Raw genomic sequence first — 23,461 nt, forward strand, 5'->3', positions numbered from 1 at the left:
TGTCTCCGGCCATCCTGACGTGCCGCCGCACCGACCGCACACCCGGGCTCCCTGAGTAGGGGGACGACCGCAGATACGGACGGGGAGGCCCGGGCGCTCAGGGTCTCCGGGTGGGTTTCCGGGCAGCTGTGAGGCGGCTGATTGCCGTCTTGTCATGGCCTGTTACGCGCGTTTACTTTTGGCCCTTCTGGACATGTCTAGGGGGCACCTCATGGCCGTACGCGGCCGGCACCGCCGGTATCAGCCGAACAGGATCAACCGCGCCTCACTCACCGTCACGGCGGGCGGGGCCGGGATAGCCCTCCCGTTCGTCGGCGCCGGCGCCGCGCAGGCGGCCGATGTGGACACCTGGGACAAGGTCGCCGCCTGCGAGTCCACCAACGACTGGAACATCAACACGGGCAACGGCTACTACGGCGGGCTCCAGTTCAGCCAGTCCACCTGGGAGGCGTACGGCGGCACGGCGTACGCGCCGCGTGCGGATCTGGCCACCAAGGACCAGCAGATCGCCGTGGCGGAGAAGGTGCTCGACGGACAGGGTCCGGGCGCCTGGCCGACCTGTTCGCAGGAGGCCGGACTGACCCGCGGCGGCGCGAGCCCCGACATCCGGCCCGACGGCGGCACCTCGGGCCGGGCGGCCGGGACCTCGGTGGCGGACGTACAGCCGCAGACCACGCCGCAGTCGCGGGCCGGGAAGGCCGAGATGTACACCGTGGTGCGCGGGGACACGCTCTCCGCGATCGCGGAGGAGCGGCGGGTCAAGGGCGGCTGGCAGGGCCTGTACAGCGCGAACCGCACCACCATCGGGACCGACCCCGACCTGATCGTGCCGGGGCAGCGGCTGAGCCTGCGCGGCAAGGCCGCCGGTACGGCGACGACGGCCGGAACGGCCACGTCCGCGCCCAGGACCGAGCGGCAGGAGGAGGCGAAGGAGGAGCAGAAGGAGCAGCCGAAGGCCGCGTCCTCCAGCGCCGGCTCCCTCGTCGCCCCGGTGAGCGGCTCCCTGGGGACGCCCTACCGGGCGACCGGGTCCAGCTGGTCGAAGGGCTATCACACCGGCGTCGACTTCCCCGTGCCCACCGGATCCTCGGTGAAGGCCGTCGGAGCGGGCCGGGTGGTGAGCGCGGGCTGGGCCGGCTCCTTCGGCTACGAGGTGGTCATCCGGCACGGCGACGGCCGCTACACGCAGTACGCGCATCTTTCGGCCATCGCCGTGAAGGCGGGGCAGTCGGTGGGCGCCGGACAGCGCATCGGACGCGCGGGGTCCACCGGGAACAGCTCGGGTCCGCACCTCCACTTCGAGGTGCGGACCGGGCCGGGCTTCGGTACGGACGTCGACCCGGTCGCCTATCTCCGGGCCGGCGGCGTCAGGATCTGACGCGGCCGCGGTGCCGGTCGAGGGCGGGCAGCGGGACGAGCACGCCGCCGTACACGGAGGCGTAGTACGGCACCGGACCCGGTCCGGCGGCGGGCGCCCGGTTCGCGTGGGCGCCCTCCGCCGCGGGGCTCGGCACGAGTACGGCCTCGTCGCGCGGTACGAGCAGGGGTTCGTCGCGCGGCGCCGCCGTCGGCGCGGGCGCGGCTGCTGCGGCCTCCGTCGACGGTGCGGGAGCAGGAACACCGGCCTCGGTGGGCGTGGCGGCGCGGTCCTCGTCGTGGGCGATGCGCTCGGTGGTCAGCAGGATCAGGCCACCGGCGGCGACCACGCCACAGCTCAGCGCGAGCGCGGTGCCCATGGTGCCGTAGCGGAAGGTCTCGCCGAACATCGTGATGCCCACCGCCGCGGCCACCACCGGGTTCACCACGGTCAGCGTGGCCAGCGGCGCGGCGAGACCGGCGCCCCGGTAGGCGGCCTGGGAGAGCAGCAGACCGGCCGAGGCCAGCACGGCGATCGCGGCCAGGGGCATCAGGTCGCCCGCCGAGATCCCGCCGGTCCAGTCGACCGCGACGGTCTTGGTGAACACGGAGGACATGCCGAACGCGATGCCCGAGGCGGTCGCGAGCAGCATCGCGCGCACCGCCGGATGGCGGTGGGCGGCCCGGCCCGCGATCATCAGCGCCGTCACGGCGCCGGCCGTGACGAGGAAGACGGCCACCTGCTGCGGCCCACCCAGCGACTGCGCGTCGGACGCGCCGACCAGGGACAGCAGTCCGGCGAGGCCGACGGTCGCCATGATGGCGCCCCGCCAGGCGGTCGCACCGGCCTTGCGGCCCACGAACAGCGCCGCCATGGGCAGCGCGAAGACGATGGTGAGCGCCCCGAGGGGCTGGACCAGACTCAGCGGGCCGTACGCCAGCGCCACCACGTGCAGCAGTCCGCCCAGTCCGTTCAGCGCCACCGCCGCCCACCAGCTCGGCCGGCGCAGCGGCGCGTACTGCTCGCCCGGCGAGGACGCCGCGACGCGCTCCTGCACGATCGCCCCGCCCGCGTAGGCGACCGCGGACACGAGCGACAGCAGGACGGACAACGCGAGGGCGCTCATGGGCTGCTCCTCTGCGTGAGGCGGGGGCGCGGAGCCCGACGCGGCGAGCGGTCTGCTTCCATGGCAACACGATGCCCTGCCGATGTGTTCCCCGTCGTCGTACTTGAGCACTCAATGCGTACTACTGCCGATGGAGTACGAAGCGGGCGCAGTCATCCCCAAGGCGGGCGCCGTACGCCGCGACCCCGGGGCCCCGTCCCCTAAGGGACTTGGTACTACTGCTCTTCGTGGACCTCGACCCCGAACTCGCCGCCCTCCGCCCGCTCGGCGGGTTCTTCCCCCTCCGCACCGGCGAACCCCGCACCGGCGAACCCCGCACCGGCGAACCCCGCACCCGCGAAGCCGAGCCCCGCTCCCGCACGGCCGCCGCCCCCGGGCGCCCGCCCGAGTCCCCGCCCGGCCCTCCGCCGACGCTCGCGCAGGTGTACACCGGTGATCCCGCGAAGGAGCCGTCGGACCTGCCCGCGGACCCCCTGGCCTTCCGGGTGCGCAAGGTCGCCGCCGCCCTGCACGCCGCCGAGCCGCGCGTCGCCGCCTCCATCGCCCACCTCGGCCTCGCCGCCCGCCTCTGGTCCGTCGCCCTCGGCTGCGCCGCCGTCTACGGCCGCCTTCCCGACCTCCGCCCCGAACTGCTCCGCTGGGATCCCGACGCCGGCGCCCCCGACGACCTGTGGCTCACCGAGACGCGCCCGCTGCCCGGTGACGCGGCGGCGGACCCCGCGGTCCTCGCCGACGCCGTGCTGCGCGGACACCTCGAACCGCTCGACGCCGCCCTGCGCGCCCGCCACCGGCTCGCCCCCGGCCTGCTGCGCGGCAACGCCGCCTCCGCCCTGGCCGGCGCCGCCCGCGTCCTCGCCCGGCAGGCCCGGGCGCACGGCCGGGCGGAGGTCGCCGCGCGCGCCCGTACCCTGACCGCCGGCCTCTTCGCCGACCCGCGCCTCGTGGACACCGGTGGCTTCTCCGGCACCGCCTTCCGGCGCCGCAGCTGTTGTCTGTACTACCGGCTGCCGGGCGGCGGCGTCTGTGGCGACTGCTGCTTCACCCGGCCCCCGCGGTCTTCCCCGCGCGCCGCATCTGGGTGACCATGAAGGCATCAGCCGCTGAGACAGGGGGTTCCGGGTGCGTGTGGGACTGCTGACCCGGGAGTACCCGCCGGACGTGTACGGCGGCGCGGGCGTCCATGTGGAGTTCCTGGCACAGGAGTTGCGGTCCCTGGTCGACCTGGAGGTGCACTGCTGGGGCGAGGTCACCCTGGCGGAGCGCGCGACCGGTGTCGTACGCCACCGCCCCTGGTCCACCCTGGACGGCTCCAACGACGCGCTGCGCACCTTCTCCGTTGACCTGGCCATGGCCTCCGCCCTCGAAGGCCGCGAGCTCGTCCACTCCCACACCTGGTACGCCAACCTGGCCGGCCATCTCGCCAAGCTCCTGTACGGCATCCCGCACGTGCTGACCGCCCACTCGCTGGAACCGCTGCGCCCCTGGAAGGCCGAGCAGCTGGGCGGCGGTTACGCCCTGTCCAGCTGGGCCGAGCGCACCGCGATGGAGTCCGCCGACGCGGTGATCGCCGTGTCCACCGCGATGCGCGAGGACATCCTCTCCTGCTACCCGGCGCTGGACCCGGCGCGGGTCCACGTGGTGCACAACGGCATCGACACCGCGCTGTACCGGCCCGATCCCGGCACCGACGTGCTGCGCCGCCTCGGCCTCGACCCGGCCCGTCCGTATGTGCTCTTCGTCGGCCGCATCACCCGGCAGAAGGGCGTGCCGCATCTGCTGCGGGCCGTGCGCGGCATCGATCCGGCCGCCCAGGTCGTGCTGTGCGCGGGCGCGCCGGACACTCCGGAGATCGACCGCGAGTTCCGCGAGCTGTACGAGGAGTTGAGCCGGGTCCGCGAGGGCGTGCACTGGATCCCGCGGATGCTGCCGCGCCCCGAGGTCGTCCAACTCCTCACGCACGCGGCCGTGTTCGTGTGCCCGTCGGTCTACGAGCCGCTGGGCATCGTCAACCTGGAGGCGATGGCCTGCGGCACGCCCGTGGTGGCCTCCCGGGTCGGCGGTATCCCGGAGGTCGTCGAGGACGGCAAGACCGGTCTGCTGGTGTCCGTGGACGACGACTTCGAAGCCGGACTCACGCGGTCCCTGGACGCGCTGCTCGGCGATCCGGAGGGCGCCCGCCGGATGGGGGAGGCCGGACGGGAGCGCGCGGTGGGGGAGTTCGGGTGGGACGCGGTCGCCCGGCGCACCGCGCGGCTCTACGAGCGGATCGCCGACGGGACGTAGTGCCGCCGCGGCTCCGCAGGCAGGCTTGTCCGCCCTGTTCGAGGGCAGTCGTGCAGTGAATCCATCGGGAGGGGAGCGGCCATGCGTCGTGGTGGACCTTCGGTGCTCGGAATCGTGCTGGCGGGTGGGGAGGGCAAGCGGCTGATGCCGCTGACCGCCGACCGCGCGAAACCCGCGGTCACCTTCGGCGGCACCTACCGGCTCGTCGACTTTGTCCTGTCCAACCTCGTCAACGCCGACATCCTGCGCATCTGTGTGCTGACGCAGTACAAGTCGCACTCGCTGGACCGGCACATCACCACCACCTGGCGGATGTCCAGTCTGCTCGGCAACTACATCACCCCGGTCCCGGCCCAGCAGCGGCTCGGCCCGCGCTGGTACCTCGGCAGCGCGGACGCGATCCTCCAGTCCCTGAACCTGGTGCACGACGAACAGCCGGAGTACGTCGCGGTGTTCGGCGCCGACCACGTGTACCGCATGGATCCGCGGCAGATGCTGGCGCAGCACATCGAGTCCGGCGCCGGGGTCACCGTCGCGGGCATCCGAGTACCGCGCTCCGAGTCCCCGTCCTTCGGGGTGATCACACCGGGCGCGGACGGCCAGACGGTGGAGCGGTTCCTGGAGAAGCCGGCCGATCCGCCCGGACTGGCGGACGCTCCCGACTGCGTCTTCGCCTCGATGGGCAACTACGTCTTCACCACCAAGGCCCTCATCGAGGCGCTCCAGCGCGACGCCGAGGACCGGAACTCGGTGCACGACATGGGCGGCTCCATCCTGCCCCAGCTCACCGAGCGCGGCGAGGCGCAGCTGTACGACTTCGGCGACAACCACGTGCCCGGCGAGACCAGCCGCGACCAGGGGTACTGGCGCGACGTCGGCACCCTGGACGCGTACTACGACGCCCATATGGACCTGATCGCGGACCGCCCCGCCTTCAACCTCTACAACCGTGACTGGCCCATCTACACCCACTCCAACCAGCTCTCGCCGGCCCGGTTCAACGCGGGCGGCATCGCCAGCGAGTCGATCATCAGTGCGGGATGCCTCGTCCGCGGACAGGTGACCCGGTCCGTGCTCTCGCCGGGCGTGGTGGTCGATCCGGGGGCGGTGGTGCAGGGGTCGGTGCTGCACGACAACGTGCACATCGGGCGGGGCGCGGTGGTGCGCGGGGCGGTGCTGGACAAGAACGTGGAGGTGCCGCCCGGTGCCACGATCGGGGTGAACCCGGACCGGGACGGCGAGCTGTACACCGTGTCGAAGGGCGGGGTGATCGCGCTGGGCAAGGGGCAGCGGGTGCCGTAGGGAGTGCCTGAGGGGTCCGTCGGGGGTGTCGTCAGGGGTGCCGGGCGTCCACTCGTGTGTCCGGTGTCACCGGTGTGGCGGCAGAGGTGTCGAGGCCGGGGCTTAATGCGCTGTTAACTGAGCGTAGCCTGGCAGTCCTTGACCGTAATCGTTCATGAGCGATTGACTGCTGCCCTACCTGTCGTCGACGCGAGGCAAGGCATTGACTTCTTCTGACGACCTGCTCGCCCCTCTGGACCTGGCGTTCTGGAACATCGAGTCCGAACGGCACCCCATGCACCTGGGGGCCCTCGGCGTCTTCGCCGCGCACTCGCCCACCGCCGCCGCCCACGCCGCCGACCTCCTCGCCGCCCGCGCCGCGGCCGTACCGGGACTGCGGATGCGGATCCGCGACCTGTGGCAGCCGCGCGACCTCGGCCGCCCGTTCCCGATCGACCTCGGCCGGCCGTTCCCCCTGGACCTCGGCCGGCCGCTCTCCCTGGGCGGCGCCGCCCGCGAGCCCGACCCGGACTTCGACCCCCTTCACCACGTCCGGCTGCACGACCCCGCCGCCGACTTCCAGGCCGTGGCCGGACAGCTCATGGAACGGCCCCTGGAGCGCGGCCGGCCGCCCTGGGAGGCCCATGTGCTGCCCGGCGCGGACGGCGACTCCTTCGCCGTGCTGTTCAAGTTCCACCACGCCCTCGCCGACGGCCTGCGAGCCCTCACCCTGGCCGCCGCCGTCCTCGACCCGATGGACCTGCCGCCGCCCCGGCGCCGCCCCGCCGAGCCGCCCCGAGGCCGGCTGCCCGACGTCCGCCGGCTGCCCGGGCTGCTGCGCGGCGCCCTGTCCGACGCGAGCCGCGCCCTCGACATCGGCGCCTCGGTCGCCCGCTCCACCCTCGGCGCGCGGCCCGTCCCCGCGCTGGCCGCCCGGCCCTCCGGCACCCGCCGCACCGCCGGAGCCGCCCTGGACCTCGACGATGTCCACCGCATCCGCAAGGCCGTCGGCGGCACCGTCAACGACGTACTGATCGCGGTCGTCGCGGGCGCCCTGCGCCGCTGGCTCGACGACCGCGGCGACGGCAGCGAGGGTGTCGCCCCGCGCGCCCTGATCCCCGTCTCCACCCGCCGCCCCCGCACCGCCCACCCGCAGGGCAACCGGCTCTCCGGCTACTTGATACGGCTCCCCGTCGGCGACCCCGACCCGCTGCGCCGCCTCGACGCCGTACGCACCGCCATGGACCGCAACAAGGACGCCGGCCCGCACCGCGGCGCGGGCGCCGTCGCCCTGCTCGCCGACCATGTGCCCGCCCTCGGCCACCGGCTCGGCGGCCCCCTGGTCTCCCAGGCCGCCCGGCTCTGGTTCGACATCCTGGTCACCAGCGTGCCGCTGCCCTCGCTCGGCCTGAAGCTCGGCGGCGCCCCGCTCACCGAGGTCTATCCCTTCGCCCCGCTCGCCCACGGCCAGGCACTCGCGGTCGCCGTCTCCACCTACCGGGGCGCCGTCCACTACGGCCTGGTCGCCGACGCCGAGGCCGTCCCCGACCTCGACCGGCTCGCCCGGGCCCTGCACGAGGAGGTGCGTACCCTGATCTTGGCCTGTACGCCCTGATCGGCACGGGTTTGGCGTGCGGCCCGGTGCTCCGTAAAATCTGCCGTTCGAATGCGGGCGCGAGTCGGAGCGCCGCCAGGGCAGAAGCGGGACAGCAGCGGCGATGACGGTGACAGACGACGGCACGCAGGCCACGGAAGAGCTGGTCTTCGGGCCCGGTATCGACCCCGAGCGCCTGGAGATCTGCCTCAGCGTGCTCGAAGAACTCGACCAGCTGGAGGTCGACCACCCCGACGCGATCAAGGTGCGCCGGGCCACCTCGCAGATCTACCGCACGGTCAAGCAGCGCCGCCGCCAGGAGCGCCGGGCCGCCAAGACCGCCCACGACAAGGCGGTCACCGAGGCCACCGCGACCGGCTCCGCCGAGCGCATCGACGACGAGACGGAAGGCATCCTGCCCTCCTCCCGCACCGAGGCCGGCACCATCGCGGGCATACTCCAGCGCCCCCGCTCCTGCTACGTCTGCAAGCAGCGGTACGTCGAGGTCGACTACTTCTACCACCAGCTCTGCCAGGACTGCGCCGCCGAGAACCGGGCCCGCCGCGACGCCCGCGCCGACCTCACCGGCAAGCGCGCGCTGCTCACCGGCGGCCGCGCCAAGATCGGCATGTACATCGCGCTGCGGCTGCTGCGTGACGGCGCCCACACCACGGTCACCACCCGGTTCCCCAAGGACGCGATCCGCCGCTTCAAGGCCATGGACGACTCGGCGGACTGGATCCACCGCCTGGAGGTCGTCGGCATCGACCTGCGCGACCCGGCCCAGGCCGTGGCCCTCGCCGACCAGGTCGCCGAGGCGGGCCCGCTCGACGTCCTGATCAACAACGCGACGCAGACCGTGCGCCGCCTGCCCTCCGCCTACGCCGCCCTGGTCGAGGGCGAGAGCGCCCCGCTGCCCGCCGGCGAGCTCCCGGCCCACCACGTCATCGGCGCCTTCAACTCCGGTGCGGTCGACGGGCTCGCCGCGCTGCCGGTCGGCGTCAGCGGGCTCGACGCGCAGAAGGTCGCCGACCTCGCCCTGGTCGCGGGCAACGCCAGCATCGCCCGCCACCTCGACGGCACCGCCATCGACGCCGGCGGCCTGGTCCCGGACGTCGTCGACAGCAACACCTGGGTGCAGACCATCGAGCAGATCTCCCCGGTGGAGCTGCTGGAGACCCAGCTGTGCAACTACACCGCGCCGTTCATCCTGATCAGCAAGTTGCGCACGGTGATGGCCGAGGCCGCCCGCAAGGCCGCCAGCGGACGCTCCTACGTCGTCAACGTCTCCGCGATGGAAGGCGTGTTCGCTCGCGGCTACAAGGGCGCCGGGCACCCCAACACCAACGCGGCGAAGGCCGCGATGAACATGGTGACGCGGACCAGCGCCCAGGAGATGTTCGACGCCGACCGCATCCTCATGACCTCCGTCGACACGGGCTGGATCACCGACGAGCGTCCGCACTTCGACAAGCTGCGCCTCGCCGAGGCCGGCTTCCACGCCCCGCTCGACCTGGTCGACGGTGCCGCCCGCGTCTACGACCCGATCGTCCGCGGCGAGGCGGGCGAGGACCTGTACGGCGTCTTCCTGAAGGACTACGCGCCCGGCAAGTGGTGACACCCGCCCCGCACCGCCCGCGCCGGCCCGCCCGATGCGTCCTCCATTCCGACATCCGCTCGGCCCAGTAGGCCGAGCGGGTGAGTGGTGAACGGGGCATCATGTGGCAAAACGGCGCAAGGGGTTGTGCGGCACGATACGGACGACTTGGCATAGTCACCCCTAAGCTCCCCCTAGTTTCGAGCGCCATCGAGCGGACGCCCGCTCATTTGGTTAACCTAAGGCGGACGGACAGCAGCACGGGTCCCTACCCACACCCACCGTCCGTCCCGGGAACAGCCGGTGCACATCGGCCTGCTCGCCCGTGAGTTGCAGACGCCACCGCGTCCGGACGGATTCGACTGAGACCCGAGTGCGCGTCGTGCCGCGGACCGCAGACTGGCCGGCAAGCCCGAGGGTGACCCGACACATAAGGAGTGCGCGGTGACACCGGAGAAGAAGAATCGCGATCAGCGCCCCAAGGAACGCAACGAGCGCGCGGGGCGACGTCCCGGCGAGCTCGGCAGCCTCGACGTGTGGGCCCGTTCGGCCCCGATCCGCCTGGCGGGTTACGAGGACGACCTCGCCGAGCCGCACATCCTGCCCAGCGTGGACTGACCTCCCGGGCAGGCTCGCGATCACCGGTCAGCTGGGCGTGCGAGACTCACGCCCATGCTGATCAGAGAAGCCACCGCCGACGACTGGCCGCGCATCTGGCCGTTCTGGCACCGCATCGTCGCCGCCGCCGAGACCTACGCCTGGGACCCGGACACCGGCGAGGAGGCGGCCCGCGCCCTCTGGATGAGCCCGGCGAAACGCGTCTACGTGGCCGAGGACGAGACCGGAGCCGTGGTCGGCTCCGCCTACCTCACCCCCAACTACGGCGGTCCCGCCGCCCGCATCGCCAACGCGGGGTTCATGGTCGACCCCGACCGGGGCGGCCGCGGCATCGGCCGAGCCCTCGCCGAGCACGTGCTGAGCGAGGCCGAGGCGCACGGCTACCGGGGCATGGTGTTCAACGCGGTCGTCGAGACCAACCCGGCCGTGAAGCTGTGGACGTCCCTGGGTTTCACGATCCTCACCACCGTGCCGAACGCCTTCGACCACCCGAGGCACGGGCTCGTCGGCCTCCACGTCATGTACAAGGCCCTGCCGTCGGCCTAGGGCCTGTCTGACAGGCCCTAGCCGGACACCCCCTGAGCGTCCGGTACGGAGAGCGCCCGGTCGAGCGGTGCGGTCCGCTCCCAGGGCCGCAGCCGCTCCAACTGCTCCGCCACCCCGAGCAGTTGCGTCTCCGTCCCCGGCCGCCCCACCAACTGCACGGCGCACGGGGCGCCCGACGGCAGCCTGCCGAACGGCACCGCCATCGCGGGCCAGCCGGTGAGGTTCCACGGCGGCGTCAGCGGCGAGTACGCGGAGTTCGCCGCGAGGTTGCGCAGCCAGCCCCGCTCGTGCCACGGCGCCGCCTTGGGCGAGCGGCGGGCCAGCGCGGGCGTGAGCAGCACGTCGTACTCGGCGAAGAACGGCTCGAGCCGCCGGCGCAGCTCCTCCCGGCTCGCCCCGGACCGCACCCGCCCGGCGAAACGCCGGCCGACGGCCGCGTGGACGCGGGTGCGCCGGGCCAGCAGCCGCGGATCGAGTCCCTGGGCGTCCACCGACGTGCCCGCCGTCCAGTGCGCCAGCGCGGTGAAGGGCAGCGACAGCGGGTACGGTGGGTCGGCCCGCCGCACCGGAAGGCCCACCTTCAGCAGCACACCGGCCGCCTCCCGCGCGGCCTGCGCGTACGGCTTGCCGAGGACGACCCCGGCGAGCGGGCTGCGCAGCGAGAGCGCGACCTTGGGCGTGGCGGCGGCGTCCGGGCCCACGGCGGTGGCGCCGCCGTCCGCGAGGACCGACAGCATCAGCCGCAGATCCGCGACGGTGGTGGCGAGCGGCCCGTTCTCCGACATGCCGAACCAGTCGCCCTCGCCGATGCCCGCCGGTACCACCCCGTGGCCCGGCTTCAGCGTGACCAGGCCGCAGTTGGCCGCCGGTATGCGCAGCGAGCCCATGCCGTCGTTGCCGAGGGCGAGCGGGACCATCCCGGCGGCCACGGCCGCCGCGCTGCCGCCCGACGAACCGCCCGCCGTCCGGGAGGTGTCCCAGGGGTTGCGGGAGGTGCCGTGCACCCCCTCGGTGGTGCCGAACACACACAGCTCGGGCACGTTGGTCAGCCCCACCACCACCGCGCCCGCCGCCCGCAGCCGGGCCACGGTGACGTGGTCCGCCGCCGCGGGCGTGTCCGGTGTCGCGGCCGAACCGATCCGGCTGGACTCGCCGCGCACGGCCAGATTGTCCTTGACGGCCACGGGCACCCCGGCCAGCGGCAGTTCACCGAGGTCGCCGCGGGCGGCGACCTCCTCGGCCTCGCGCAGCGCCGCCTCGGCCCGCACCGTACGGAAGGCGCCGATCCGGCCGTCCAGCCGCTCGATCCGCGCCAGGTGCGCGGCCACCACCTCCCGTGGCGTCACCCGCTTCTCCCGTACGGCGGCGGCGATCTCCACGGCGGTCCGTCCGACCCAGTTGGTCACGGGTGCTCCTCGGCGATGGGTTCAGCTGGCTACTGGTGAGTACGTAGGGAGAACTGTGCCCGGTGGGGCCGGGCCGCGTCGAGAGACCGGCGAGGGCGGGCACGGTTCGGACCGGATGCGGCAGGGGAGCTGTAGACCTCGTCGGCCCCGTGCCGGACCGTACCGTCCGCCCGTGAGAAGCAAGGAGAGCCCATGCATGACGACCGCGGCCTCGTCGAGGGCCGGCTGAGGCGTGTCCTCGACGAGCGTGTCCGGCCCGCGGTGTATCCGCTGACCGTGCCGCTGGAGGTGACCGTGTGGCACGCCCCCGACGAGCCGGTGCCGGTCGCCGAGGGGCTGGCCGCGGAAGGCCGGCCGATCGCGGCCGGGGAGCGGTGGGGCGCGCCCTGGGGGACCAGCTGGTTCCGGGTGAGCGGGCGGGTGCCCGAGGCGTGGGCCGGGCGGACCGTCGAGGCCCTGCTCGACCTCGGCTTCGAGGCGGGGATGCCCGGCTTCCAGTGCGAGGGCCTGGCCTACCGGCCCGACGGCACCCCCGTGAAGGGCCTGCACCCGCAGAACCAGTGGGTGCGGATCGGCGCGCCGGTCGCGGGCGGTGAGGAGGTACGGCTGCACATCGAGGCCGCCTCCAACCCGGTCGTCCTCGACTTCCCGCCCTTCCGGCCGACCCCGCTCGGCGACAAGGAGACGGCCGGCCGGGAGCCGCAGTACACGCTCGGGCGGATGGAGCTGGCCGTCTTCGACGAGACGGTGTGGCAGCTGGTGCTCGACCTGGAGGTGCTGGGCGAGCTGATGGCCGAGCTGCCGGGGGACTCGGCGCGCCGCTGGGAGATCCTGCGGGCCGTGGAGCGGGCCCTGGACGCCGTCGACCTCCAGGACGTGGGCGGTACGGCCGGGCGGGCCCGGAACTGCCTCGCCGGTGTCCTCGCCGCCCCGGCCGCGCCCTCCGCGCACCGGATCGGCGCGGTCGGGCACGCGCACATCGACTCGGCGTGGCTGTGGCCGTTGCGCGAGACCGTCCGCAAGGTGGCCCGCACGGCCGCGAACATGACCGCGCTGATCGACGAGGAACCGGAGTTCGTCTTCGCGATGTCGCAGGCCCAGCAGTGGGCCTGGATCAAGGAGCACCGGCCCGAGGTGTGGGCGCGGGTGAAGAAGGCCGTGGCCGACGGGCGGTTCGTGCCGGCCGGCGGGATGTGGGTGGAGTCGGACACCAACATGCCGGGCTCGGAGGCGATGGCCCGGCAGTTCGTGCACGGCAAGCGGTTCTTCCTCGACGAGTTCGGCATCGAGAACGAGGAGGCCTGGCTGCCGGACACCTTCGGCTTCGCCGCCGGACTGCCGCAGATCATCAAGGCGGCGGGCTCCCGGTATCTGCTGACCCAGAAGATCTCCTGGTCACGCACGAACACCTTCCCGCACCACACCTTCCGCTGGGAGGGCATCGACGGCACCCGGATCTTCACCCACTTCCCGCCCGTCGACACCTACAACTGCTCCATGCGCGGCGCCGAACTCGCCCACGCCGCCCGCAACTTCCGGGAGAAGGGCCGTGCCCGGCACTCCCTCGCCCCCACCGGCTGGGGCGACGGCGGTGGCGGCACCACCCGCGAGATGGTGGCCCGCGCGGCCCGTCTGCGCGACCTCGAAGGCTCCCCCACGGTGACCTGGGAGACCCCGCAGCGCTTCTTCGCCCGCGCCGAGGCCGAGTATCCGCAGCCGCCGGTGTGGGTGGGCGAGCTGTACCTCGAACTCCACCGCGCCACCCTCACCAGCCAGGCCGGGACCAAACAGGGTAACCGCCGCGGCGAGCACCTGCTGCGGGAGGCCGAGCTGTGGGCGGCGACGGCGGCCGTGCGCACCGGCTTCCGCTACCCCTACGAAGAGCTGGACCGCCTCTGGAAGACGGTGCTGCTGCACCAGTTCCACGACATCCTGCCCGGCTCGTCCATCGCCTGGGTGCACCGGGAGGCCCGCGCCACCTACGCCCGCGTCGCCGCCGAGCTGACCGGCATCGTCGAGGCCGCCCAGCGGGCGCTGGCGGGGGAGGGCGGGCGCGATCTGGTGTTCAACTCGGCGCCGCACGCCAGGAACGGCGTCCCCGCCGGCGGCGCGGCGACCCCGGCCACCAGCGGCACGACCTCACTGTCCCCGCGGGCGGAGGGCGGCCACGTCCTGGACAACGGTCTGCTCCGGGTCGAGATCGACGCCCGCGGTCTCGTCGTCTCCGCCCACGACATCGCCGCCGACCGCGAGACCGTCGCCCCGGGCCGGGCCGCGAACCTCCTCCAGCTGCACCCCGACTTCCCGAACATGTGGGACGCCTGGGACGTCGACGAGTTCTACCGCAACACGGTCACCGACCTCACCGACGCCGACGAGGTCGCCGTCGGCGAGGACGGCGCCTCGGTGCGGATCGTCCGGTCCTTCGGCGCCTCCCGGGTCACCCAGGTGCTGTCGCTGCCGCCGGGCGAGCGGCGGCTGGTGCTGGACACGGAGGTCGACTGGCACGAGACCGAGAAGTTCCTCAAACTGGCGTTCCCGCTCGACCTGCACGCCGAGCGGTACGCCTCGGAGACCCAGTTCGGCCACTTCTTCCGCCCCACCCACGACAACACCTCCTGGGACGCCGCCCGGTTCGAGGCCTGCAACCACCGCTTCGTGCACCTCGCCGAACCCGGCTGGGGCGTCGCCCTCGTCAACGACTCGACCTACGGCCACGACGTCACCCGCACCGTCCGTACCGGCCCCGACGCCGGGACGACGACCACCGTCCGCGTCTCCCTGCTGCGCGCCCCGCGCTTCCCGGACCCCGAGACCGACCAGGGAGTCCACCGGTTCCGGCACGCCCTGGTGCCCGGCGCGGACATCGGCGACGCGGTGCGTGAGGGCTGGCGGCTGAACCTCCCGGAACGGCGGCTCCGCGGCGCCCGCGAGGTCGCGCCGCTGCTCACCGTCGACCAGGACGCCGTCGTCGTCACGGCCGTCAAACTGGCCGACGACGGCAGCGGCGATGTCGTGGTCCGCTTCCACGAGGCCCACGGCGGCCGGATCCGCGCGCGCCTCGACCTCGGCTTCCCGGTCGCCGCGGTCACCGCCACCGACCTGCTGGAACGCCCGCTCGCCGAAGCGGCCGCGCCTCGGCTGGACGGCGCCCGGATCACCGTACGGCTGCGGCCGTTCGAGCTGATGACCCTGCGGCTGTCACGGGCGTGAACCGGGCGCGGCTCGGACATCGAGCCGCTCCCGCAGCCACTGCTCCACCTCGCCCACGTGCGTGGCCGCCGCCGCGCGGGCCGCCTCCGGGTCGCGGGCGGCCAGGGCGCGGTGGATGGCGGCGTGCTCGCGGCGGGTGCGGTCGAAGGCGCCCTCCTCCTGGTAGCCGCGCCAGACACGGGCCCGGAAGGTGCGGGAGGACAGGCCCTCCAGGATGGCGGCCATGGACTCGTTGCCGGCCGCCTCGGCGATCGCGCGGTGGAAGGCCAGATCGTGGGCGAGGATCCGCTCCGGGTCGTCGGTGGCGTTCATCGCCGTCAGCTGCCGCTCGACCTCGGCCAGCTGGTCCGGGGTGATGCGGGCGGCGGCCAGCGCCGTCGCCGTCGACTCCAGCACCCGGCGCACCTCCAGCAGTTCGACCAGGCGCTCGCCCCGGGAAAGGTCGGCCACCACGCCGAAGGTCTCCAGCAGATCGCCGGCCTCCAGCCGGGTGACGTAGATGCCGGAGCCGTGCCGCGCCTCCAGCACACCGAGGACGGTCAGGGCGCGGATCGCCTCGCGCATGGAACTGCGGGAGATGCCGAGGCGCGCGGCGAGATCGCGTTCGGTCGGCAGCCGCTGGCCGGGCTCCAGCCGGCCCTCGGTGATCATCTCCTTGATCCGCTCGATGGCCCGCTGGGTCACCGTGCCCCTCGGGCCGGCCGGCTCACCGTCCGGAGGGCTCTCGTCGGCTCTCTCCACGTCGTCTCCCCTGTCATCGGTGCGCGGCTGTTTAGTCACCCGAGTGGTCGGACCACTCGAAGCGAAAGCGTATCGAAACACCGTCGCCAGGGTGCCGTGGACACCAAGTGGTCTGATAAGCATGCGGCATGACGTCCCCGACTCCCGCCCGCGTCACCGCCGTCGACACCTACGACATCCGTTTCCCGACCTCGCGCGAGCTGGACGGCTCCGACGCGATGAACCCCGACCCCGACTACTCGGCGGCCTACGTCGTGCTGCGCACCGACGCCGCCGACGGCCACGAGGGACACGGCTTCACCTTCACCATCGGACGCGGCAACGACGTCCAGGTCGCCGCCGTCGAGGCACTGCGCGGACACGTGGTCGGACGCTCCGTCGACGAGCTGTGCGCCGACCCGGGCACCCTCAGCCGCGCCCTGACCGGCGACAGCCAACTGCGCTGGCTGGGCCCGGAGAAGGGCGTGATGCACATGGCGATCGGCGCCGTCGTCAACGCCGTCTGGGACCTCGCCGCCAAGCGCGCCCGGCAGCCGCTGTGGCAGCTGCTCGCCGACGCCGACCCCGCATGGCTGGTCGGACAGATCGACTTCCGGTACCTCACCGACGCCCTCACCCCGGACGACGCCCTGGCCCTCCTGCGCCGCGGCCGCAAGGGCGCCGAGGCGCGGCGGGCCCGGCTCCTGGAGCGCGGCTTCCCCGCCTACACCACGTCCCCCGGCTGGCTCGGCTACGACGACGACAAGCTCACCCGGCTCGCCGGACAGGCCGTCGCCGACGGCTTCACCCAGATCAAGCTGAAGGTCGGCGCCGACCTCGACGACGACATCCGCCGCTGCCGTACCGCCCGCGCCGCCGTCGGCCCCGGCATCCGCCTCGCCGTGGACGCCAACCAGCGCTGGGACGTCGACGAGGCGATCCACTGGACCGAGGCGCTCGCCGAGTTCGACCCGTACTGGATCGAGGAGCCCACCAGCCCCGACGACATCCTCGGCCACGCGGCGATCCGCCGGGCCGTCGCCCCGGTCAAGGTCGCCACCGGCGAACACGCCCAGAACCGGATCGTCGTCAAGCAGCTGCTCCAGGCCGGCGCGATCGACGTGCTCCAGCTCGACGCGGCCCGCGTCGGCGGCGTCAACGAGAACCTGGCGATCCTGCTGCTCGCCGCCCGGTTCGGCGTCCCGGTCTGCCCGCACGCCGGCGGAGTCGGACTGTGCGAACTCGTCCAGCACCTGGCGATGTTCGACTACCTGGCGGTCTCCGGCACCACCGACGACCGGGTCATCGAGTACGTCGACCACCTCCACGACCACTTCCTCGACCCGGTGGTGATCCGGGACGGCCACTACACCGCACCCACCGCGCCCGGCTTCTCGGCGACCATGCGCCCGGAGTCGATCGCGCGGTACACGTTCCCCGGCGGCGCCTTCTGGGCCGCCGACCTCGCCGAGCGCACACCGAAGGGGCAGGCACGATGAACGACTTCGCAGGGCTGAGGGCCCTGGTCACGGGCGGCGCCTCCGGCATCGGCCGGGCCACCGCGCACCTGCTGGCCGAGCGCGGCGCCCGGGTCGCCGTCCTCGACCTGGACGTCGCCGCGGTCGGCGAACCGCTGCTCGCACACCGAGCCGACGTCACCGACGACGCCTCCGTACGCCGGGCGGTGACGGCCGCCGCCGACGACCTCGGCGGCCTGGACGTCCTCGTCAACAACGCGGGCATCGGCGCCCAGGGCACCGTCGAGGACAACGACGACGCCGAATGGCACCGTGTCCTCGACGTCAACGTCGTCGGCATGGTCCGCACCGCCCGCGCCGCCCTGCCGCACCTGCGCCGCTCCGCCCACGCGGCCGTGGTCAACACCTGCTCCATAGCGGCCACCGCCGGCCTGCCGCAGCGGGTCCTGTACAGCGCCACCAAGGGCGCCGTGCTCTCCCTCACCCTCGCCATGGCCGCCGACCACGTCCGCGAGGGCATCCGCGTCAACTGCGTCAACCCCGGCACCGCGGACACCCCGTGGGTCGGCCGGCTGCTCGACGCCGCCGACGACCCGGTGGCCGAACGCGCCGCGCTGGAGGCCCGCCAGCCGGCCGGCCGGCTCGTCAGCGCCGCCGAGGTCGCCGGTGCCATCGCCTACCTGGCGAGCCCGCTCTCCGGCGCCACCACCGGCACCGCGCTCGCCGTCGACGGCGGCATGCAGGGCCTGCGACTGCGCCCGGCCGTCCGGTGAGCGCCCTCGCCCTCGGCACCGGAGCCCTCGGCAACCTCTACACCGAGGTCACCGACGAGCAGGCGCACGCCGCCGTGGCCGCCGCCTGGCGCCAGGGCGTCCGCGCCTTCGACACCGCACCCCACTACGGCCTCGGCCTCGCCGAACGCCGCCTCGGCGCCGCCCTGCGCGAACACCCGCGCTCCGCCTACACCGTCTCCACCAAGGTCGGCCGCCGCCTGGAACCCGCCGACGGCACCGGTGACGACCTCGCGCACGGCTTCGCGGTGCCCGCCACCCACCGCCGCGTCTGGGACTTCACCGCCGACGGCATCCTGCGCACCCTCGACGCCAGCCTGGCCCGCCTCGGCCTGGACCACGTCGACACCGTCTACCTCCACGACCCCGACGACCACGCCGAACAGGCCTTCCGGGAGGGCTATCCGGCGCTGGAGAAGCTGCGCTCACAAGGCGTGGTCGGCGCGATCGGCGCGGGCATGAACCAGACCGCGATGCTCACCCGCTTCGTCCGCGACACCGACGTCGACGTGGTGCTGTGCGCAGGCCGCTACACCCTGCTCGACCAGAGCGCCCTCACCGACCTCCTGCCCGCCGCCCGGGAGCGCGGCACGGCCGTCGTGATCGGCGGCCCCTTCAACTCCGGCCTGCTCGCCGACCCCCGCCCCACCGCCACCTACGACTACGCCCAGGCACCGCCGCACCTCCTCGACCGGGCCCTGCGCCTGAAGTCCGCCGCCGAACGCCACGGCACCACCCTGCGCGCCGCCGCCCTCGCCTTCTGCGCCGCCCACCCGGCCGTCACGGGCGTCCTCGTCGGCGCCCGCTCGGCCGCCGAGGTCGACGACTGCGCCGAGCAGTTCCGCACCCCCGTGCCGCCGGCCTTCTGGCAGGAGCTGCGGGACACCGGCCTGCTGCCCGCCGACGCCCCGCTGCCCGGCGAGGAGCGGCCGTGACCGTCGACGCCCACCACCACGTCTGGGACCTGTCCGTCCGGGACCAGGAATGGATCACCGGACCCCGACTCGGGCCGCTGCGCCGCGACTTCACCGTCGACGACCTCCGCCCCGAGGCCGACGCTGCCGGAGTGGACCGCACGGTCCTCGTCCAGACGGTCACCGTGCCCGAGGAGACCCCCGAACTGCTGGCCCTGGCCGACGGCGACCAGCTGATCGCGGGCGTCGTCGGCTGGACCGACCTCACCCGGCCCGACATCGCCGACGAACTGGCCCGGCTGCGCGAACTGCCCGGCGGCGGCCGGCTCCGCGCCATCCGCCACCAGGTCCAGAGCGAACCCGACCCGCACTGGCTGCTGCGCCCGGACGTCCACCGCGGCCTGGCCGCCGTGGCCGCCGCGGGCCTCGCCTACGACCTCGTCGTCCGGCCCCACCAGCTGCCCGTCTGCGCCCGCGCCGCCGCAGGCCACCCCGGGCTCGCCTTCGTCCTCGACCACCTCGGCAAACCACCCGTCGCCTCCGGCGCCACCGAGCCCTGGGCGGGCGCCGTGCGCGCCCTGGCCGCCCTGCCGAACACGGTGGGCAAGCTGTCCGGCCTGGTCACGGAGGCCGACCTCGCCTCCTGGACGATCGCGGACCTGCGGCCGTACGCCGACGTGGTGCTCGACGCCTTCGGACCGCACCGGCTGATGTACGGCTCCGACTGGCCGGTGTGCACCCTGGCGGCGACCTACGGCGAGGTGATCACCGCGGCCGCCGAGCTGACCGCCGGGCTGAGCGCCTCCGAACGCGCCGAGGTCTTCACGCACACGGCCACCCGCGTCTACAGCCTCTGAGCGGTCCCGCTCAGCCGCGTCGGCGGCAGGTACTCCCGCACATACGTCCGCTGCCAGCAGGCCCCCGTCTCCCGCAGCTCCCGCCAAGTGGAGTAGCGGTAGCGGAAGAGACGGGCGCGGATGTGGCGGGGCGGCTCGCCGGGCGGGAAGGGGGAGCGGCGCAGCAGCCTCAGGGTGTCCCGGTCGTCCTCCAGCAGCCGCTCCACCAGCGCCCCGAACCAGGAGCCCGCGTAGGCCGGCGACAGCGCGGCGAACCACATCATCCAGTCCAGCCGCAGGTGGTACGGCGCGAACTGGCGCGGCCAGCGCCGCGGATCGCCGGGCTTGCCCTTGAACTCGTACTCCCGCCAGTCGGAGTCCTCGCGCGGTACGGCGTCCGCGGTGCCCTCGACGACCACCTCGTACCGCACCCGGCTGACGCTGCCGAAGGCGCCGTAGGTGTTCACCAGGTGCAGCGGGTCGAAGGAGCGGTTCATGATCTGGCCGCGGGAGATCATGTTCGCCACGGGGCGGTGGCTCAGGAAGAGCAGCAGCGCGGCCACGGCGAGGACCACGACGACGTACCAGAGCGGGGCGCTCGCGACGGACGGCGGGTCGACCGGGAACCGGACCGCCGACAGGGCCAGCACGATGGTGATCCAGTTCAGCCAGGAGAAGTTGCCGGACAGCACCAGCCACAGCTGGGTGACGATCATCAGCGCGGCGGCGGCCGTGGCGACCGGCTGCGGGGTGAACAGCAGCACCGGCACCACCAGTTGCGTGACGTGGTTGGCGGCCACCTCCACCCGGTGCAGCGGCTTCGGCAGACGGTGGAAGAACCAGCTCAGCGGGCCCGGCATCGGCTGCGTCTCGTGGTGGTGGTCCAGACAGGTCAGCTTCCGCCAGCACTCGTCGCCGCGCAGTTTGATCAGGCCGGCGCCGAACTCGACCCGGAACAGGATCCAGCGCAGCAGGAACAGCACCACGATCGGCGGGGCCACCTCGTCGTTGCCGAGGAAGACCGCCAGGAACCCGGTCTCCAGCAGCAGGGACTCCCAGCCGAAGCCGTACCAGGTCTGGCCGACGTTGACGATCGACAGATAGAGCGCCCACGGGACGAGCCACAGCAGCATCGCCGCCCACAGCGGCAGCCACCCGTCGAGACCCGCCAGCAGCGCCGCCGACACCGCGGCCCCCGCCCAGGCGCACCCGGCGAAGAACCGGTCGGAGTAGTACAGCTGGAACAGGCTCGGTGCCCGCCGGAACGGCACCCGCGCCACGAAGCGGGGGATCGGCAGCATTCCGCGCGAGCCGAGCAGCGCCCGGAACTGCAGGGCCGCGGTCAGGAACGCGACCAGGTAGACGGCGGCCAGCGCCCGCTGGAAGACCAGCCGGCTCAGCCAGTAGTCGGATGCGGTGAACCAGTCCACGGCCGTTGCACTCCTCTCCCTCCATTCTGGCGTCGACGGCTCACCCCACCATCCGCGGCGAGCGCCTCCGCTTGCGTGACCCAAGCGAGTGAAGCAGACAATACAGAGGACAAGTCGAAGAATCGGACAAAGCCTGGCAAGGTGGGGCCCATGGTTGATCGGGGAGCGAGCGCCCTGTCACTCCCGGACGACTGGCCCGCCCACCCGGACCCGATCCTGGCGCTCAACCGCATGGGCACCTTCGACTGGGACCTGGACAGCGGTCTGTTCCACATGGACGCCCAGGCCCACGAGGTCTTCGACGTGCGCCCCGACGAGTTCGACAGCCGCCCGCAGACGCTGTCCATCCGGGTCCCGCCCGCCGAGGGCCAGCGGCTGGACGCCCTGGTCGCGCAGGCCATCAAGGACGGCAGCGAGAACTACGGCGCCTACTTCCGCCTGCGGCTGCGCGACGGCACCCTGCGCTGGACCCACACCCAGGGCTACATCCGGCGCGATCACACCGGCCGGCCGCGCCGGATCGTCGGCATCGTCCGCGACGCCACCCGGGAACTCGACGAGATCGAGGCCCGCGGCGCCCAGGGCGGCCAGGACGGCGTCCGCCGCGACCAGGGAAGCATCGTGCAGTCCACCACCGCGGCCCTGGCGCACGCCCGTACCGTGCACGACGTCATCGACGTCCTCAAGGACTCCGACGGCGTCGCCCATCTCGGCGCCACCAGCCTGGTCATGGGCCTCGTCGAGGCCGGCCGCATCCGGCTGATCGCCGAGGGCCCGCAGGGCAGCCGGGTGCCCGGCACCGACGTCACCCGGATCGACGAGCAGTACCCGATGAGCGAGGTCGTCCGCACCCTCAGCCCCCGCTTCATCGAGTCCCCGGAGGAGTTCGCGGCCGGCTACCCCGTCCTGTGGCCGCACATCACCGACCTCGGCATCACCTCGGCCGCCTATCTGCCGCTGATCGTCCAGGCCCGGCCCATCGGCGCGATGGGCCTGCTCTACAGCGACCGCCGCGGCTTCACCCCCGAGGAACGCGACATCCTCGTCGCCCTCGGCAGCAGCATCGCGCAGAGCCTGCAACGGGCCATGTTCTACGAGCAGGAGAAGGACCTCGCCACCGGCCTCCAGCAGGCCATGCTGCCGCGCACCATCCCGAGCGTCCCCGGCGCCGACGTCGCCGTGCGCTACCGCTCCGGCAGCGCCACCGGCACCCTCGGCCGGGACATCGGCGGCGACTGGTACGACCTGATCCCGCTGCCCGGCGGCCGGGTCGGCGCCGTCATCGGGGACGTCCAGGGCCACGACACCCACGCCGCCGCCGTCATGGGCCAGCTGCGGATCGTGCTGCGCGCCTACGCCGCCGAGGGCCACACCCCGGCCACCGTCATGGCCCGCGCCTCCGTCTTCCTCCACGAACTGGACACCGACCGGTTCGCCACCTGCCTGTACGCCGAGGCCGACCTGTCCACCGGAGTGGTCCAGGTGGTGCGCGCCGGGCACATCGACCCGCTGCTGCGGGCCGCCGACGGCAGCTGCCGCCGGGTCCCGGTGGAGGGCGGCCTGCCGCTCGGCCTGTCCGCCGAGTTCGGCAGCCTCGACTACCCCGTGGGCACCCTGGAACTCGACCCCGGTCACACCCTGCTGCTGTGCACCGACGGCCTCGTCGAGACACCCGGCGCCGACCTCGACGACGGTATGCAGGCCCTCACCGGACTGATCGCCTCCGGCCCGCCGGACGTGTGGAAACTCGCCGACCGCCTCATCGACCTCGCCGAGGAACGCGGCGGCGACGACGACGTGGCCCTGCTCCTGCTGCGCCGCCGCGGCATGGACGCCCCCAAGACCGGTGGCCGCCTCCAGCAGCACGTCGCCCCCGGCGACCCCGAGGCCCTCACCGGCGCCCGGCACATGATCCGCGCCGCCGTCCGCGCCTGGGGCGCCGCGGACCGCGCCGACGAGATCGAACTCGTCGCCGACGAACTGATCACCAACGCCCTGATGCACACCGAGGGCGCCGCCATCGTCACCCTCAGGGTGCTGGCCGGCGCCGAACGCCGGCTGCGCGTCGAGGTCGAGGACTCCTCCAGCGCCCTGCCGCGCCGCCGCGAGGCCGGTGAGTCCGGCGTCTCCGGCCGCGGCCTGCTCCTGGTCGACCTGCTCACCGAGGTGTGGGGGGTGGAGGCGCGCGGCGGCGGCAAGTGCGTGTGGTGCGAGTTCGCGGTGCCCGAACGGGGCTGAGCCGGACCGCGCCGGGCTGAGGCTGTCGGTGCC

18 protein-coding genes are annotated in these 23,461 nt (G+C 73.5%); 14 read left to right on the forward strand and 4 right to left on the reverse strand.

The genetic code is table 11. The features are described from left to right. The first annotated feature begins 211 nt into the window (after positions 1 to 211). The gene (locus ABT232_RS17945) at positions 212 to 1,378 is read left to right on the forward strand and encodes a transglycosylase family protein (RefSeq protein ID WP_351840879.1); all 1,167 of its coding nucleotides are present in this window, start codon (positions 212 to 214) and stop codon (positions 1,376 to 1,378) included. On the opposite strand, the gene ABT232_RS17950 is transcribed toward ABT232_RS17945, so the two are convergent. Continuing rightward, positions 1,368 to 2,483 (reverse strand): DMT family transporter, encoded by a 1,116-nt coding sequence (locus tag ABT232_RS17950; protein ID WP_351840880.1) that lies wholly within the window; start codon positions 2,481 to 2,483, stop codon positions 1,368 to 1,370. The two genes, ABT232_RS17945 and ABT232_RS17950, sit on opposite strands and share 11 nt — an antisense overlap. A 209-nt stretch (positions 2,484 to 2,692) precedes the next feature. Here ABT232_RS17950 and ABT232_RS17955 point away from each other — a divergent pair, with 209 nt between their 5' ends. The 7 genes from ABT232_RS17955 to ABT232_RS17985 all read left to right on the forward strand — a co-directional run bounded on the left by ABT232_RS17955 (position 2,693) and on the right by ABT232_RS17985 (position 10,402). After that, positions 2,693 to 3,565, forward strand: coding sequence for a (2Fe-2S)-binding protein (locus tag ABT232_RS17955; RefSeq protein ID WP_351840881.1), 873 nt, complete (start codon positions 2,693 to 2,695; stop codon positions 3,563 to 3,565). Between the two features lie 37 nt (positions 3,566 to 3,602). Further along, a complete protein-coding gene (glgA, locus tag ABT232_RS17960) occupies positions 3,603 to 4,766 on the forward strand; it encodes a glycogen synthase (protein WP_351840882.1) in 1,164 nt (387 codons plus the stop codon). 81 nt (positions 4,767 to 4,847) lie between these two features. Continuing rightward, positions 4,848 to 6,068: a glucose-1-phosphate adenylyltransferase gene (gene glgC / locus ABT232_RS17965; protein WP_351840883.1), complete on the forward strand. Its 1,221-nt coding sequence runs from the start codon at positions 4,848 to 4,850 to the stop codon at positions 6,066 to 6,068. A 202-nt stretch (positions 6,069 to 6,270) separates the two neighbouring features. Next, positions 6,271 to 7,662 (forward strand): wax ester/triacylglycerol synthase family O-acyltransferase, encoded by a 1,392-nt coding sequence (locus ABT232_RS17970; RefSeq protein ID WP_351840884.1) that lies wholly within the window; start codon positions 6,271 to 6,273, stop codon positions 7,660 to 7,662. A gap of 103 nt (positions 7,663 to 7,765) precedes the next feature. Continuing rightward, on the forward strand, positions 7,766 to 9,259 hold the full coding sequence (locus ABT232_RS17975) for an SDR family NAD(P)-dependent oxidoreductase (protein ID WP_351840885.1): 1,494 nt from the start codon (positions 7,766 to 7,768) through the stop codon (positions 9,257 to 9,259). Between the two features lie 423 nt (positions 9,260 to 9,682). After that, positions 9,683 to 9,856 (forward strand): hypothetical protein, encoded by a 174-nt coding sequence (locus ABT232_RS17980; RefSeq protein WP_351840886.1) that lies wholly within the window; start codon positions 9,683 to 9,685, stop codon positions 9,854 to 9,856. A gap of 54 nt (positions 9,857 to 9,910) precedes the next feature. Then, complete coding sequence (locus ABT232_RS17985; RefSeq protein ID WP_351840887.1) at positions 9,911 to 10,402, forward strand: GNAT family N-acetyltransferase; 492 nt, start codon at positions 9,911 to 9,913, stop codon at positions 10,400 to 10,402. 17 nt (positions 10,403 to 10,419) lie between these two features. Here the strand turns inward: ABT232_RS17985 and ABT232_RS17990 are convergent, their stop codons facing one another. Beyond that, positions 10,420 to 11,808 (reverse strand): amidase, encoded by a 1,389-nt coding sequence (locus tag ABT232_RS17990; protein WP_351840889.1) that lies wholly within the window; start codon positions 11,806 to 11,808, stop codon positions 10,420 to 10,422. A 192-nt stretch (positions 11,809 to 12,000) separates the two neighbouring features. Between ABT232_RS17990 and ABT232_RS17995 the strand changes: the two genes are divergently transcribed. Then, positions 12,001 to 15,021, forward strand: coding sequence for an alpha-mannosidase (locus ABT232_RS17995; RefSeq protein WP_351840891.1), 3,021 nt, complete (start codon positions 12,001 to 12,003; stop codon positions 15,019 to 15,021). Here ABT232_RS17995 and ABT232_RS18000 read toward each other — a convergent pair. After that, positions 15,010 to 15,762: a FadR/GntR family transcriptional regulator gene (locus ABT232_RS18000; RefSeq protein ID WP_351840893.1), complete on the reverse strand. Its 753-nt coding sequence runs from the start codon at positions 15,760 to 15,762 to the stop codon at positions 15,010 to 15,012. The genes ABT232_RS17995 and ABT232_RS18000 overlap by 12 nt on opposite strands. A 128-nt stretch (positions 15,763 to 15,890) precedes the next feature. On the opposite strand from ABT232_RS18000, the gene ABT232_RS18005 reads away from it, so the two are divergent. The 4 genes from ABT232_RS18005 to ABT232_RS18020 are packed head-to-tail and all read left to right on the forward strand — an operon-like array spanning position 15,891 to position 19,781. Next, positions 15,891 to 17,240: an L-fuconate dehydratase gene (locus tag ABT232_RS18005; protein ID WP_351840895.1), complete on the forward strand. Its 1,350-nt coding sequence runs from the start codon at positions 15,891 to 15,893 to the stop codon at positions 17,238 to 17,240. Continuing rightward, a complete protein-coding gene (locus ABT232_RS18010; protein WP_351840896.1) occupies positions 17,237 to 17,992 on the forward strand; it encodes an SDR family NAD(P)-dependent oxidoreductase in 756 nt (251 codons plus the stop codon). The genes ABT232_RS18005 and ABT232_RS18010 overlap by 4 nt, the downstream gene beginning before the upstream one ends. Then, complete coding sequence (locus ABT232_RS18015; RefSeq protein ID WP_351840898.1) at positions 17,989 to 18,945, forward strand: aldo/keto reductase; 957 nt, start codon at positions 17,989 to 17,991, stop codon at positions 18,943 to 18,945. The genes ABT232_RS18010 and ABT232_RS18015 overlap by 4 nt, the downstream gene beginning before the upstream one ends. Further along, entirely contained in the window at positions 18,942 to 19,781 is an 840-nt protein-coding gene (locus ABT232_RS18020; protein WP_351840900.1) for an amidohydrolase family protein, read from the forward strand. The genes ABT232_RS18015 and ABT232_RS18020 overlap by 4 nt, the downstream gene beginning before the upstream one ends. Here the strand turns inward: ABT232_RS18020 and ABT232_RS18025 are convergent. Continuing rightward, complete coding sequence (locus tag ABT232_RS18025; RefSeq protein WP_351840901.1) at positions 19,769 to 21,190, reverse strand: lipase maturation factor family protein; 1,422 nt, start codon at positions 21,188 to 21,190, stop codon at positions 19,769 to 19,771. The two genes, ABT232_RS18020 and ABT232_RS18025, sit on opposite strands and share 13 nt — an antisense overlap. Before the next feature lie 150 nt (positions 21,191 to 21,340). Here ABT232_RS18025 and ABT232_RS18030 point away from each other — a divergent pair, with 150 nt between their 5' ends. Continuing rightward, complete coding sequence (locus ABT232_RS18030) at positions 21,341 to 23,428, forward strand: SpoIIE family protein phosphatase (RefSeq protein ID WP_351840903.1); 2,088 nt, start codon at positions 21,341 to 21,343, stop codon at positions 23,426 to 23,428. The last annotated feature ends 33 nt before the right edge of the window (positions 23,429 to 23,461 follow it).

Origin of the sequence: Streptomyces sp. NPDC001532, from assembly GCF_040298625.1 — a bacterium.
Lineage (GTDB): Bacteria > Actinomycetota > Actinomycetes > Streptomycetales > Streptomycetaceae > Streptomyces.